General features: G+C 53.2%; 12 protein-coding genes. 2 read left to right on the forward strand and 10 right to left on the reverse strand.

Features of this window, described 5'->3' with window-relative positions:
- Positions 1-29: 29 nt before the first annotated feature.
- Positions 30-1,691, reverse strand: coding sequence for a methyl-accepting chemotaxis protein II (gene tar / locus ACQ0PY_RS13865; RefSeq protein WP_044264796.1), 1,662 nt, complete (start codon positions 1,689-1,691; stop codon positions 30-32).
- Between the two features lie 332 nt (positions 1,692-2,023).
- Between tar and ACQ0PY_RS13870 the strand changes: the two genes are divergently transcribed.
- Positions 2,024-3,289: a dicarboxylate/amino acid:cation symporter gene (locus ACQ0PY_RS13870; protein WP_109740330.1), complete on the forward strand. Its 1,266-nt coding sequence runs from the start codon at positions 2,024-2,026 to the stop codon at positions 3,287-3,289.
- Between the two features lie 90 nt (positions 3,290-3,379).
- On the opposite strand, the gene cheW is transcribed toward ACQ0PY_RS13870, so the two are convergent.
- From cheW to flhD, 6 genes are all read right to left on the reverse strand, one after another.
- Positions 3,380-3,883 (reverse strand): chemotaxis protein CheW, encoded by a 504-nt coding sequence (gene cheW / locus ACQ0PY_RS13875; protein WP_043000332.1) that lies wholly within the window; start codon positions 3,881-3,883, stop codon positions 3,380-3,382.
- Between the two features lie 21 nt (positions 3,884-3,904).
- Positions 3,905-5,926 (reverse strand): chemotaxis protein CheA, encoded by a 2,022-nt coding sequence (gene cheA / locus ACQ0PY_RS13880; RefSeq protein WP_043000331.1) that lies wholly within the window; start codon positions 5,924-5,926, stop codon positions 3,905-3,907.
- Positions 5,927-5,930: 4 nt separating this feature from the next.
- Positions 5,931-6,860: a flagellar motor protein MotB gene (gene motB, locus ACQ0PY_RS13885; RefSeq protein ID WP_043000330.1), complete on the reverse strand. Its 930-nt coding sequence runs from the start codon at positions 6,858-6,860 to the stop codon at positions 5,931-5,933.
- Positions 6,857-7,750 carry a flagellar motor stator protein MotA gene (gene motA / locus ACQ0PY_RS13890; protein WP_043000329.1) on the reverse strand — a complete coding sequence of 298 codons (894 nt, stop codon included), beginning with the start codon at positions 7,748-7,750 and terminating at the stop codon, positions 6,857-6,859. The genes motB and motA overlap by 4 nt, the downstream gene beginning before the upstream one ends.
- Before the next feature lie 126 nt (positions 7,751-7,876).
- The gene (flhC, locus tag ACQ0PY_RS13895; protein WP_446894205.1) at positions 7,877-8,455 is read right to left on the reverse strand and encodes a flagellar transcriptional regulator FlhC; all 579 of its coding nucleotides are present in this window, start codon (positions 8,453-8,455) and stop codon (positions 7,877-7,879) included.
- A 2-nt stretch (positions 8,456-8,457) separates the two neighbouring features.
- Positions 8,458-8,808 carry a flagellar transcriptional regulator FlhD gene (gene flhD / locus ACQ0PY_RS13900; RefSeq protein WP_043000328.1) on the reverse strand — a complete coding sequence of 117 codons (351 nt, stop codon included), beginning with the start codon at positions 8,806-8,808 and terminating at the stop codon, positions 8,458-8,460.
- A gap of 795 nt (positions 8,809-9,603) precedes the next feature.
- Between flhD and uspC the strand changes: the two genes are divergently transcribed.
- A complete protein-coding gene (gene uspC / locus ACQ0PY_RS13905) occupies positions 9,604-10,032 on the forward strand; it encodes a universal stress protein UspC (RefSeq protein WP_043000327.1) in 429 nt (142 codons plus the stop codon).
- Between the two features lie 16 nt (positions 10,033-10,048).
- Here the strand turns inward: uspC and otsA are convergent, their stop codons facing one another.
- From otsA to araH, 3 genes are all read right to left on the reverse strand, one after another.
- Positions 10,049-11,470, reverse strand: a complete 1,422-nt coding sequence (gene otsA, locus ACQ0PY_RS13910) for an alpha,alpha-trehalose-phosphate synthase (protein ID WP_044264801.1) — start codon at positions 11,468-11,470, stop codon at positions 10,049-10,051.
- On the reverse strand, positions 11,445-12,245 hold the full coding sequence (gene otsB, locus ACQ0PY_RS13915; RefSeq protein WP_043000325.1) for a trehalose-phosphatase: 801 nt from the start codon (positions 12,243-12,245) through the stop codon (positions 11,445-11,447). Before otsB ends, otsA begins: the two co-directional genes overlap by 26 nt.
- 165 nt (positions 12,246-12,410) lie before the next feature.
- The gene (araH, locus tag ACQ0PY_RS13920) at positions 12,411-13,403 is read right to left on the reverse strand and encodes an arabinose ABC transporter permease AraH (protein WP_043000324.1); all 993 of its coding nucleotides are present in this window, start codon (positions 13,401-13,403) and stop codon (positions 12,411-12,413) included.
- Positions 13,404-13,413 lie beyond the last annotated feature (10 nt).

The raw sequence follows: 13,413 nt of genomic DNA on the forward strand, positions 1-13,413 counted from the left end.
GCGGCAACGGCCGCAGTGTTAAATTTCGGTCAAAATGTTTCCCAGTTAGTATCGTGCTCCATGCTTAACGAGGGCTTCTGCGCGCTGCGGGGCGCGTCTGCAGAAGTCCGTTCTTCTTTGGTTTTTACCGCATAAGGACGCGCGGCAAGACGAAATGCGGACACCGCCATCGTCAGTCGGCTGGCCTGTTCTTCCAGCGCGGCCGCGGCGGCTGCGGATTCCTGGACCAGCGAGGCGTTTTGCTGCGTCACGCGGTCCATTTCAGAAACCGCCAGCGCCACCTGATCGATGCCACGGCTTTGTTCATCAGAAGCCGAGGCAATTTCGCCCATAATGTCGGTCACGCGGGTCACCGCATTGACGATATCGTTCATGGTCTCGCCCGCGCTTTCGACCAGCACGGAGCCGGTATCCACGCGCGAAACGGAATCTTCAATCAGCGCTTTGATCTCTTTTGCCGCCTGCGCACTGCGACTGGCCAGATTACGTACCTCACCGGCGACCACCGCAAAGCCACGCCCCTGCTCACCTGCTCGCGCGGCTTCCACCGCGGCGTTCAGTGCCAGGATATTGGTCTGGAAGGCAATACCGTCGATAACGCTGATAATGTCGGCAATTTTCTTCGAGCTACCGGCAATTTCATGCATCGTTTTAACGACGTTATCCACCACTTTGCCGCCGTGCTGCGCGGTTTCCGAGGCGCTCTGCGCCAGTTGCGACGCTTGTCGGGCATTGTCGGCGTTCTGTTTCACCGTCGCGGTTAACTCTTCCATGCTGGCCGCCGTCTCTTCCAGCGCCGACGCCTGTTGTTCGGTCCGCGATGAAAGATCGGTGTTACCGGTGGCGATTTCCGTGGTACCGGCGTAAATGGCATCGGAGCCTTCGCGCACCTGGGTGACGGTGTCTACCAGCGAGCGCTGCATGTGATCGACGCTACCAGCCAGTTCGCCAATTTCATTACGACCGGCAACGGTCAGCGTGTTGGTCAGGTTACCGCCGGCGATTTCACGAATATGAGCGATGACGCTGGCAAGCGGGTTGAGCAGGGTGTGACGAATGCCGTACCACACCACCACCAGGATCAGCACCAGCACCACCGCCAGAATGGCGAGTTGCCACTGCGCAAACTGGTAGTCGCGCGCGCTTTCATCAAACGCCTGGCGATAGAGTTTTTCGCTGACGCTGGCGTACTTGCTCTTCGCGTCGCCGAGCCCGTTTTGCATTCCCTGCGTCGGTTGCGCGAAAAAGGCATCCATGTTGCCGCTTTCCAGGAACTGCACCAGTTCGGTTAAACCGGCAAAATAGTTCTGGTATTTTTCGTCCACATTGTTGCTGACCTCCACCATCTCTGGCAGCGGATCGATAGCTTTAAATCTGGCGTAGTGCTCTGCCGCCTGAGCGAGGGAATTTTTCGCGCTCTTCAGCAGATCGTTTTTTGCGCTACTCTGCTGATTGTTGGCGTCCATCATCATGCGTGCAGAGGAACGGCTGAGGTTGATACGTGTTTGCAGCATCAGATCCCATGTCGAGGTCAGTTCACTCTGCTGTTGGCGTAGATCGTTGGAAATAACAAAACTTTTTTGATTCTGCTGTAAAGACGAAAACAGCAAACCACCAGAGACAAGCTGTAGCAGTGCGAAAACCCCCAGCACCATCATCAGCATTGTGACAACGCGGATACGGTTAAACATAAGGCACCTTCCTGAAAACGAGTTAACAACGTTATCGGCACCCTTGATAAGAACTTTACGTTTGCGAAAGGGAAATCCAGGTCAGAAGGCGATATCCACTCCACCCTGTCACTGAGATGGCAGACGCGTGGCTGGCAGTCACAGACGTTTATGCTATCCCGTGCTAAAAAGTACGCGGTCATGAATACAACAAAATAAGCAAATAATAAAAAAAAGTTGTAACCCACGACGAATTACTCCAGGTTAGGTAGGAAATGATTTGGCGTAATTAAATACATAAAACATATGTATCGCTGATAAAAAATTGTTAAATTCAGCCCGAGGGATTTTTAGTGGCAAATGCAAATAAACTCACGATATTCATCGTGATTTTCATGCTGGCAGGTATTGTGTCAGGTGCGGTTATTCACTCGTATACATCCGAAAGCGTCATTGCCGCCTGGTCGGATAACATCACCCTCCTCACCGACATCTTCTTACGTTTGATTAAGATGGTTATCGCCCCCCTGGTGTTCAGCACTCTGACTGTGGGCATTATGCGTCTTGGCGAGACGTCCACCATCGGACGTGTGGGCGGCAAAGCGATGATCTGGTTCATCAGCTCTTCTATTCTTTCCATTCTGGTGGGCCTTTTTATTGTCACCCTGGAACAACCCGGCAGCGGACTCAATCTGGCTATCCCGAAAGAAGCCGTGGATACCGGTCTCGCCATCGGCGGGATGAGCCTGAAAGGTTTCCTGTCACATACCATTCCTACCAGCATTGCCGGTGCGATGGCCAATAACGAAATTTTGCAGATTGTGGTGTTCTCAATGTTCTTCGGGATCGGCGGCGCGTCGTTGGGCGAAAAATTCAATACCCCGCTGGTGGCGGCGCTGGACGTGGTTTCCCACATTATGTTGAAAGTGACCGGCTACGTGATGTACGTCGCCCCGCTGGCCATTTTTGCCGCCATCTCCTCGGTGATCGCCACCGAAGGATTGGGCATTTTGCTCAACTACGCCTCGTTCATTGGCGGTTATTACGTGGCAATTCTGATGACCTGTCTGGTGTTGCTGGCAGTGGGATATCTGGTACTGAAAAAAGAGGTGTTTCGCCTGCTTGGTATGCTCAAGGATCCGGTTCTGGTGGCCTTTACCACCAGCAGTTCTGAAGCGGCCTATCCGAAAACGCTGGAGCAACTGACGACATTTGGCTGCTCGCGCAACATCGTCTCTTTCGTGCTGCCCATTGGTTACTCGTTCAACCTGGTCGGTTCAATGGTTTACTGCTCTTTTGCGTCGATGTTTATCGCGCAGGCCTACAACATTCATCTGTCGTTTGCTGAGATTAGCGTCCTGATGCTCACGCTGATGCTGGCGTCAAAAGGTATTGCCGGCGTTCCGCGTTCCGCGTTAGTGGTGCTGGCGGCAACGATTCCGAGCTTTAACATTCCGGTCGCCGGCATTTTGCTTCTGATGGGTATCGACCATTTTCTCGACATGGGCCGTTCCGCCATTAACGTGTTAGGTAACGGTATTGCGACGGCGATGCTGGCACAAAACGAAGGTTTACTGGAAGAGAGTGAGGAGGCGGTGTCACAGCAGGTCGGAGCATAACGGTTGACTGTCAGATAGCGCTTCGCTTATCCGGCCTACGTTGAGGTGGTAGGCCGGATAAGGCGTTTACGCCGTCATCTGATCATGCGATTAGGCGACGTGAGAGGCGGCCATATCTAACAGCGCCATTTCGTCACTGTTCAGCAGTTTCTCAATGTTCACCAGAATCAACATCCGGTCGCCCAGCGCACCGAGTCCGGTCAGGTATTCCGTTGACAGCGTTACGGCAAATTCCGGTGCAGGACGGATTTGCTCTGCGGTCAGCGACAGCACATCAGACACGCCATCGACAACGATCCCCACCACGCGCTGTCCCAGATTCAGCACAATCACCACGGTGTTATCGTTGTAATCAACATCACCCTGGCAGAACTTCACGCGCAGATCGACAATCGGCACAATCACGCCGCGCAGGTTGGTCACCCCTTTGATGAAGGCAGGCGTGTTGGCAATGCGCGTGACCTGATCGTAACCACGGATCTCCTGCACTTTCAGGATGTCGATACCGTACTCTTCATCTCCCAGCGTAAACACCAGGAATTCCTGACCTGACGGCTCGCCGGCCAGTTTGCTTACATTAGTCATACCGGTCATATTTTACCCTTTCTTACTCAATCAGGCGGCGGTGATCGCCATACGTTGTTCGCGATTTAAACCCTGCAGGGCGGAGACATCCACAATCAGCGCGACGCTGCCATCGCCAAGAATAGTGGCGGCTGAAATACCCGGCACTTTGCGATAATTACTCTCCAGGTTTTTAACCACCACCTGGTGCTGACCGATCAACTGATCGACCAACAGCGCGTAACGGCGACCGCCGCTTTGCAGGATCACCACGATGCCCTGGGTGGCTTCGGTTTTCGCCCCTTCCACTTCAAAGACTTTCCACAACTCAACCAGCGGCAGATATTCGCCGCGTACTTCCAGCACACGCTCGCCCCCGGCCAGCGGATGCAGATCATCGTCACGTGGTTGCAGGGATTCCATCACCGCATTCAGCGGCAGAATGAAGACTTCGTCGGCGACGCGCACGGACATGCCGTCGAGGATCGCCAGCGTCAGCGGCAGCAAAATACGAATGGTGGTGCCGGTCCCTTGCTTCGACTGGATTTCAACGTGGCCGCCCATCTCCTGGATATTCCGTTTCACCACATCCATACCCACGCCGCGTCCGGAAACGTCGGTCACCTGCTCGGCCGTCGAGAAGCCTGGGGCAAAAATCAGCATCCCCACTTCGTCATCGGTCATGTTTTCATTGACCGCCATCCCCTGGGAGATCGCCTTCGCCAGAATGCGCTCGCGGTTCAGTCCAGCCCCGTCATCGGTCACTTCGATGCAGATGTTGCCGCCCTGATGTTCCGCCGACAAAATCAGATTGCCCACCACATTCTTACCGGATTCCATGCGTTTTTCCGGCAGTTCGATTCCGTGGTCGAGGCTGTTACGCACCAGGTGCGTTAGCGGGTCGATAATGCGTTCAATCAGGCTCTTGTCGAGTTCCGTCGAGCTGCCGACCAGCGTCAGTTCAACCTGTTTACCAAGCTTGCCCGCCAGGTCGCGCACCAGACGCGGGAAGCGGCTGAATACGTATTCCATGGGCATCATACGAATCGACATCACCGATTCCTGCAGATCGCGGGCGTTACGTTGTAACTGCCCCATGCTGGTGATGAGATCGCCATGATTGACCGGGTCGAGTTCGTTCGAACGCTGGGCCAGCATTGACTGGGTAATCACCAGCTCACCGACCAGGTTGATCAGCTGATCTACCTTCTCCACCGCCACGCGAATGCTGGTGGATTCACTGGCGCGTGCCGGTTTTTCCCGCTCTACGCGTCCGGTTTGCGCTTCTCTGCCAACCGCTTTCACCGCTGGGACGGCGACGACAGGCTGTTCGACCGCAACCACTTCAGCCACTTCCGGCTGGACCGCGGGTGCCGTCGCTGTCACCACTTTCTCAAAGGCAATCTGGTCGGCTTCAATCACAAAGCACAGCACGGCAATGACGTCATCCTCTGCAATGTCGCCATCAAGCGTGGCCGCCAGGCTGTCTTCGCCCTTGACGACATCAGACAGGGTGGACAGATTGCCCAGCTCTTCTTCCAGCAAGGCCACTTCACTGGCCTTCAGGCGCGAGAGAAAGATGCGTAATTTCGCTTCTTCTGCCACGACCACGTCGTCAGGTGTCGTGTTGTCGACCACGCTCAGTCGGGCATTCGCCACCACCGCTGGCGCGGTTTCACCTTTTGCTTCCAGCGCTAACTGGCGTAATGCCGTGCAGATGTATTCGAAACTGGCGGCATCCGGCTCCTGCGAACTTTTATAGGCATCGAGCTGTTCCTGCATAATATCTTTCGTTTCCAAAAACAGGTTGATAATGGCGGTATTGAGCTGCATCTCACCGCGACGCGCATCATCCAGCAGGTTCTCCATCAGATGCGTGGTTTCCTGCAAAACGGTAAAGCCGAACGTGCCGGCGCCCCCTTTGATGGAGTGCGCTGCACGAAATATGGCATTCAGTTGCTCGGCATCCGGCGCTTCGGGCGCCAGATCGAGCAGATGTTGCTCCATGTCAGCCAACAACTCGTCAGCTTCATCAAAAAAAGTCTGATAAAAATCGCTTATATCCATGCTCACGCTATCACCTCGGATTGGCTGGTGGCGATGTGGGAACGCTTACCTGCGGACTGGCCTCAGGCTGTTGTAATACACTTACCGGCTCGTTCTGGCTTTCAGCGTTTTCATGCAAAATGGCCTGTTCGGACTGTTTGTTCAGCACCAACAGACTGATTCGGCGGTTGATGGCGTCATCCGGACCGCGATCGCTCATACGCATCGTGGCGGCCATGCCGACCACCCGTAATACTTTTCCGTCATCCAGACCGCCCTGTACCAGTTCACGCCGCGAAGCATTGGCGCGATCGGCAGAGAGCTCCCAGTTGCTATAGCCTTTTTCACCGTTCGCGTAAGGGAAATCATCCGTATGCCCGGACAGGCTGATACGGTTGGGAATACCGTTCAGCACCGGGGCGATTGCCCGCAGGATGTCACGCATATAAGGCTCAACCTCGGCGCTACCGGTTTTAAACATCGGGCGATTCTGGCTGTCGATAATCTGAATACGCAGCCCTTCCTGCACCAGGTCAATCTTCAGATGCGGACGCAGCGCCCGCAGTTTGGGATCCGATTCGATAAGCTGATCGAGGTCGCCACGCAGTTTGCTCAGGCGATTTTGTTCCATACGTTTTTTCAGTTCATCGAGGTTCGGCTGCTTATTCACTTCACCCTGTTGCTGGGTAAAGTCATCGCCACCGCCAGGAATCGCGCTCTGGCTATTGGAAATGCGATTCCCTCCCGTCACCGCCGTCGCCAGTGGGGTACGGAAGTATTCGGCAATCTGAATCAGTTCTTTAGGGCTGGAGATGGAAATGAGCCACATCACCAGAAAAAAGGCCATCATGGCGGTCATAAAGTCAGCGTAAGCAATCTTCCACGATCCGTGTGCGCCGCCGCCATGCCCCTTATGTTTGCGCCGTTTAACCACGACGATAGGATGAGACCGATTCTTCATGCGCCCTCAGTCGTCGTCTGCTGCTGTTGGTTCGGGTTTTTCACAGCGCGAACATGTTCTTCCAGTTCAATGAATGACGGGCGCTCGCTGGAATACAACGTTTTACGCCCAAACTCGACGGCGATCGGCGGGGCGTAACCGTTCAGATTTGACAGCAACGTGATTTTCACGCACTGCATCATTTTGCTGGTTTCCGCGCTCTTCTGACGCAGGACGCTGGCAAGCGGTGAAATAAAACCGTAGGCCAGCAGAATACCGAGGAATGTACCGACCATCGCATGGGCAATCAGTGAGCCCAGTTCTGCAGCCGGTCGATCCGCTGACGCGAGGGCGTGTACAACCCCCATCACCGCCGCAACGATACCAAACGCCGGCAGTGAATCCCCCATCAGTGCCAGGCTGTTGGCCGGGACTTCCGATTCACTTTCGTGCGTTTCAATCTCTTCATCCATCAGCGCTTCGATCTCGAAGGTATTCATGTTGCCGCTGATGATCAGGCGCAGGTAATCGACGATGAATTCCAGCATCACCGAGTCGGCCAGAATACGGGGATAGCTGGCAAAAATTTCGCTCTCTTTCGGGTTCTCAATGTCTCGTTCAAGCGAGAACATCCCCTGCTGGCGAGACTTAGCCATCAGGCGATAGAGCAGTGCCAGCAGATCCATATACATCGCTTTGGTGTATTTCGAACGACGAAACAGTAACGGCAGCGCTTTCAGTGTCCCCTTGATGGCTTTACCGTTGTTACCCACGATAAATGCCCCTATTCCCGCGCCACCGATGATGACAAATTCAGCCGGTTGATAGAGTGCCCCCAGGTTTCCACCAGTCATCATGTAACCGCCGAAAACTGTACCAATAACCACCAGGTAACCTAATAAGATAAGCACGACATCATCCTTCTGCTGTTGACTATGACAGGATGTGCAGTCGGGGCGTTAACGCGTTGGCGAGGCAAAAAAAAAGCAGCGGTAATGACTTACCGCTGCTGGAGTGTTTCGTCCACACCGTATCGGTTAAACAGCCTGTTCGATCTGTTCATCCAGCAGTTGTGGAATAATATCGGCAGCATCCTGGGAAAGTTTACGTCTTTTTACCGCACGGGAAGGCGGCTGGCATAAACTGCAGGCAAAACTGCCCGCAGGTTGGTGAGCGTGGGTAATGAAATTACCACCACAGCAGTTACAGCTTGATAACTGAAGCAAGCCGCTTTCAACAAAACGCACCAGCGTCCACGCGCGAGTCAACGCCAACAGCGGCCCATCTTCACCCTGCGGACACTGTTCCAGGTACAGTCGATACGCCTTAATGACGGCATCAACACCGCTACACAGGCCCGTTTTAAGTAAGAACTGCCAGGCATTACAGAACATGGAAGCATGTATATTTTGCTCCCAGGTCATAAACCAGTCAGTGGAAAACGGCAGCATGCCTTTTGGCGGGGGACTGCCGCGAAGTTCTTTGTACAGCTTGATGAGGCGACCGCGGCTTATCTGCGTTTCGCTTTCCAGCATTTGCAAACGGGCACCCAGTGTGATCAATTCCATCGCTAACTGGATATCACGAGCTTCCTGAACAATGCTTTTTTCACTCATCATCAGGCCCTTTTCTTACGCGCGGTTTCATCAGCCTGATTGACATCACTTAACAGACGCGTGGACAGCATGATACCGGTGTGAATTTGCTGGAGATCGTCTACTCTGGAATCCTGAGTCAGACGCGTAATGGTTTGATGACTGTCGAAACGGAAATGACACACAAGCTGATTCGTTTCTGCCAGTTTTACCATTTGCGGAAGGGTCAGCGCCCCCAGAGAGGTCGCCATTTCCTCATTGATTCCGAGACGAAACATGGCGGACGCTTTGTCCTGAACGATTAGACGCTGTGCAAGGAGTAAATATGACAAATTGATGTCATAAATGTGTTTCAGCAACTCGGATGTATGCATTATTCCCATCCAGAATAACCAACTTTTATTTTTATGCGGAAAAACCGCACCCCGTGATGTCGCCGGGAATTCCCGGTAAAAAAAGCAAATAGGTCAAACACATACCTTCGACTCAGGCGCTTAAAACATCAATGCGCGCGTCACGCTGGCATCTTGCCTGGTTGTAACGCGAGCACATGAATTCTTACAAATGCCTAAGATTTTTCCTAATTCGACGCAACTGTACTCGTCACACCCGAGACATACAACAAATCCACGCTGCGAATTTGGAAAATATGTGATACACATCACATAAATTAACTTAATCGTTAACATAAATCCATCAGTTGGGCTTTTATTTTGCTGGGAAATTAATCAGCAAAACACCATTATATTCTCACGGGTATTAAATCAAGCGTCAGGGGCGGCGAAAGATTTTACGAAACCAGCGTTAATATCACGTAAGTAAAATAATTGAAATGTATTTATCCGCCTGCGCAAGAAAAATTATTTTTATGCTTGTGAAACAACATGTTAATTGTTACTTATTTTTTATGAATACGCAGAGCTTATGATTAGATTGCGATTAATCACGAACATGAATTTGTTAAACCAAATTTTGATTGACTCGCTGATTTAATTTAAGTCAATCGATTTGGTTAACTTTTTTAGTTATTCCTGAGTTACACCTATAAGGAATATTAATGAATAATTATGATAGCGTTCACATTATTGTCATATAGAGGCATTGCAGTTGTCAGCAAATCGGAGTAATGCTGAAGAACCACCTCATATTCTTGCAATAAGGAGCGAGTTATGAGCTACACCCACATTCTTGTCGCCGTGGCAGTCACCCCGGAAAGCCAACAACTCCTGGCGAAAGCCGTCTCCATTGCCCGTCCCGTCAACGCACGAATCAGCCTCATCACCCTCGCCTCCGACCCCGAGTTATACAATCAATTTGCCGCCCCCATGCTGGAGGATTTACGCGCGGTAATGCATGAGGAGACCACTGATTTTCTTGAAAAACTGGGGAAAGAGGCGGGCTATCCGATCGCGCAGACGTTCATTACCTACGGCGAGTTAAGCGAGCATATTCTGGACGTGTGCCGCAAACACGACGTGGATCTGGTCATCTGTGGCAACCACAACCATAGCTTCTTTTCGCGAGCCTCCTGCTCGGCGAAAAGTGTGGTGAGTTCAAGCCTGGTGGATGTCCTGCTGGTCCCGCTTGAAGGAGATTGATCCCCAAAAACCTCGCTCAGGCAAGCTTTGGAAACGTCGCGACTTTCCGTTGCTGAAGAGTTTCAGCGCTGCGCGGGGTGATCGTCTTTAGATCGCAGATAAACTGCTCCTGCCAGTGGTTGATGTCGTTTTTGACAATCACTTCCAGCATCTCAGCATGCCGCGAAATACGCTCGGAAAGCGGCATTGTGAGTGCACGATCCAGCGCCGCCGCGACTTCATCGCGATCGTAAGGATTAACGATCAGCGCTGAGGTCAGCTCATTTGCCGCACCGGCGAACTGAGACAACACCAGAACGCCTGGATTGGCGGGATCCTGGGCAGCAACGAATTCCTTCGCCACCAGATTCATACCATCTCGCAGCGGCGTGACCAGCCCTACATCTGAATAGCGAAACACTTTCATCAGTAATTTGCGGTCGAAATGTTGGTTGAGATAGAACAGTGGCGTCCAGCCTAGTTGCCCGTATTTACCGTTAATGCGCCCGGCTTCTGTCTCAAGCTGGTGACGGATATCCTGATACGCCTGCACATCGCCACGTGAAGTGGGCGCAATCTGCGTATAACGGATTTTTCCGTGATGCTGAGGGTATTTCTCCAGCAACGCCTCGTAGGCCTGAAAACGCTCTGGCAACCCTTTTGAGTAATCCAGTCGCTCAACGGAAAAGATATTCTTTAGATTCTTCAACTCCGCTTTCAGCTGCGCCAGTTTTGGCGGCAGTGGACCAGAAGCCTGCTGGGCAATCTCCTGCGGCTCGATTCCGATGGGATACACCTCGGTGCTGAACGATTTTCCCCAGGCCGTGTGGCTGTGCGTATCGTGAGTCGTGACTCTCGTCAGGCTGGAGAGACAGTCAAGGAAGGCCAGCCTGTCGTTTTCCGTCTGGAATCCCAGCAGGTCAAAATCGCATAACTGCTCAAGCAACTCTTCCGATGACGGCAACGCGTTAAAGATTTCCGGCGTTGGGAAAGGAATGTGTAAGAAGAAACCAATACGATTATTCACGCCACGTTTACGCAGTTCGCTGGCGAACGGCAAAAGGTGATAATCATGAATCCAGAGGATGTCATCTTTTTTCAGTAACGGCAGCAGCTTATCTGCCAGCAGCGCGTTCACCCGCAGATAGCCTTCCCAGGCGGTGCGCTGAAAATTCACCAGATCTAAACGGTAGTGAAAGGCGGGCCACAACACGGCATTAGAGAACTGGTTGTAATACTCCTCGTGGTCTTTTTCGCTCAGGTTAAACGACGCCCAGGTGATATTGCCCCGGGTGACCTTTTTTAATGGCTGATCCTCGTTACCCAGCTCGCCACTCCAACCGAACCACAGTCCCCCCGCCGCTTTCAGCGCGCCCAGCACACCAACGGCCAGGCCGCCTGCACTGGTTTTGTTATCGGGGGGCGCAATTCGATTAGATACTACGACTAAACGACTCATGGCCATCTCTCCTGTCATTCATGGTTGTTTCTTGTTGTGCAGTGTAAACAGACTCCAGCCAGCGCCAGACGTCTGGCACCCCGGCTAATCGCCATTGCGCCTGCGTCTCCCCCTCTCCCACCTTCACTGAAATACCACCCGCCTCGTTCACCACGCGAAACCCGGTCTCATCGGTCAGATCGTCACCCAGAAAAACAGGGACCCGCCCGGCAAACGGCGCTTCACGCATAAACGCGGCTATCGCTTCACCTTTATTGGTGCCTTTCGGCTTAATTTCGACAACGCACTTCCCTTGCTGGAGCGCAAGCTGCGGCCAGGTTTGCGTAATACGCAGTGCCAGCGCCTGCAGCGCAGCTTCATGTTCTGGCGCCTGTCGATAGTGCAGCGCAAACGCCATCCCTTTGGTTTCCATCTCCGTCCCCGGCAGTTTCGCCAGCGCCGTATGTAACTGCACGCTAATATCGCGTTCTATTGCCGAAGGGAGATGCACAATATGCATTTTCCCATTGATGTCACGGCGTTCAGCCCCATGCACCCCTGCCAGCGGAAAGCGCCAGGGGTGAGCCAACGCGTCAAGTTCAACCATTGAGCGCCCTGAAATCAATGCCAAAGCCCCTGCGTTGCGTTCTGCAAGGTGGTGGAGCATCTGAAGGATCGTGGGAGGAATCACCACCTGGTCTGGATGCGGCTTTAACTCCGCAAGGGTTCCATCGAGATCAAAAAAATAAGCATAGTGCACGGACTGTTCAGGGGTTACGGTTAACGGTTCTGCCACCCGGTACTCCTCCTTATTGTTATATCTGAGCCGCGCGAATCGCGCCTCATAAGCAACCGTAAGTATAGACAGTGTGACGATGCTCGCCATTTGCAAAGACAATTGCCAGCCGGGTGTAGCGGCTGGCAAAGGAGAGGAACTAGACTCAAAAGTTAGACTTTTTTATCAGACCGTACGCTTGGCTTTTTGTTTGTAACGGTCGAAGATCACTGCTGCCAGCAGGATCAAGCCGCGTACGACGTACTGGGCGAAGGGCGAAATGTTCAGCAGGTTCATCGCATTCTCCACGGTCCCCAGGATCAGGACACCCGCCACCACATATGAGATTTTTCCGATGCCGCCCTTCAGGGAAACGCCGCCTAACACGCAGGCGGAGATGACGATCAGTTCATAGCCAATGGAGGTCATCGGCTGTCCACTTGTCATACGCGAGGCGAGGATAATCCCGGCCGCCGCAGAGACCAGACCGGAGAGCACGAAAATAATGATTTTGGTACGCACCACCGGCACCCCGGCCAGACGCGCTGCCTCTTCGTTGCCCCCAATCGCCAGCGTGTTGCGCCCGAAAGTGGTTTTGTTCAACAACAAGCCAAAGATAATCAGGCAGCCTACCGTGAGCCAGATCGGTGCCGGTAAGCCGAACCAGTTGGCGTAGCCGAGGGTAAAGAAGCGCTCGTCTTCAATCCCCACCGCTTTACCGTCGGAAATGATGTATGCCAGACCACGGACGATTTGCATCGTTGCCAGCGTGGTGATCAGCGCGTTGATCTTGAGTTGTGCAATCACGAAGCCGTTAACCAGCCCGCACAGCACCCCCAGCAACAGACCCGCCCCCACGCCAATCCACAGACTTTCGGTCATGTTGATGACCACCGCCGTGGTCACCCCGGCACAGGCAATCACCGACGCCACGGACAGGTCAAAATCTCCTGATGCCAGGCAGAACAACATGCCGCAGGCCACCATGCCCGACATGGAGATCGCCAGCCCCAGCCCTTTCATGTTGATGAATGTTGCGAAGTTCGGCACAAAAATAGCGCAGGCGAGGAACAGGACGGCGAAGACCACCAGCATGCCATACTGGTCCCAGATACGTCCCAGGCTAAAGGGTGATGGCGACTTTGGTGCGCCCGATCCGGAAGTTGTTACGGAAGACATCATTCTCTCC

The organism is Citrobacter sp. LST-B2 (assembly GCF_057983045.1).

Coding starts and splice junctions, on each gene's coding strand:
- tar (WP_044264796.1), bottom strand. CDS start 1,691: ATGTTTAACCGTATCCGCGTTGTCACAATGCTGATGATGGTGCTGGGG.
- cheW (WP_043000332.1), bottom strand. CDS start 3,883: ATGACCGGTATGACTAATGTAAGCAAACTGGCCGGCGAGCCGTCAGGT.
- motB (WP_043000330.1), bottom strand. CDS start 6,860: ATGAAGAATCGGTCTCATCCTATCGTCGTGGTTAAACGGCGCAAACAT.
- flhC (WP_446894205.1), bottom strand. CDS start 8,455: ATGAGTGAAAAAAGCATTGTTCAGGAAGCTCGTGATATCCAGTTAGCG.
- flhD (WP_043000328.1), bottom strand. CDS start 8,808: ATGCATACATCCGAGTTGCTGAAACACATTTATGACATCAATTTGTCA.
- uspC (WP_043000327.1), top strand. CDS start 9,604: ATGAGCTACACCCACATTCTTGTCGCCGTGGCAGTCACCCCGGAAAGC.
- otsA (WP_044264801.1), bottom strand. CDS start 11,470: ATGAGTCGTTTAGTCGTAGTATCTAATCGAATTGCGCCCCCCGATAAC.
- araH (WP_043000324.1), bottom strand. CDS start 13,403: ATGTCTTCCGTAACAACTTCCGGATCGGGCGCACCAAAGTCGCCATCA.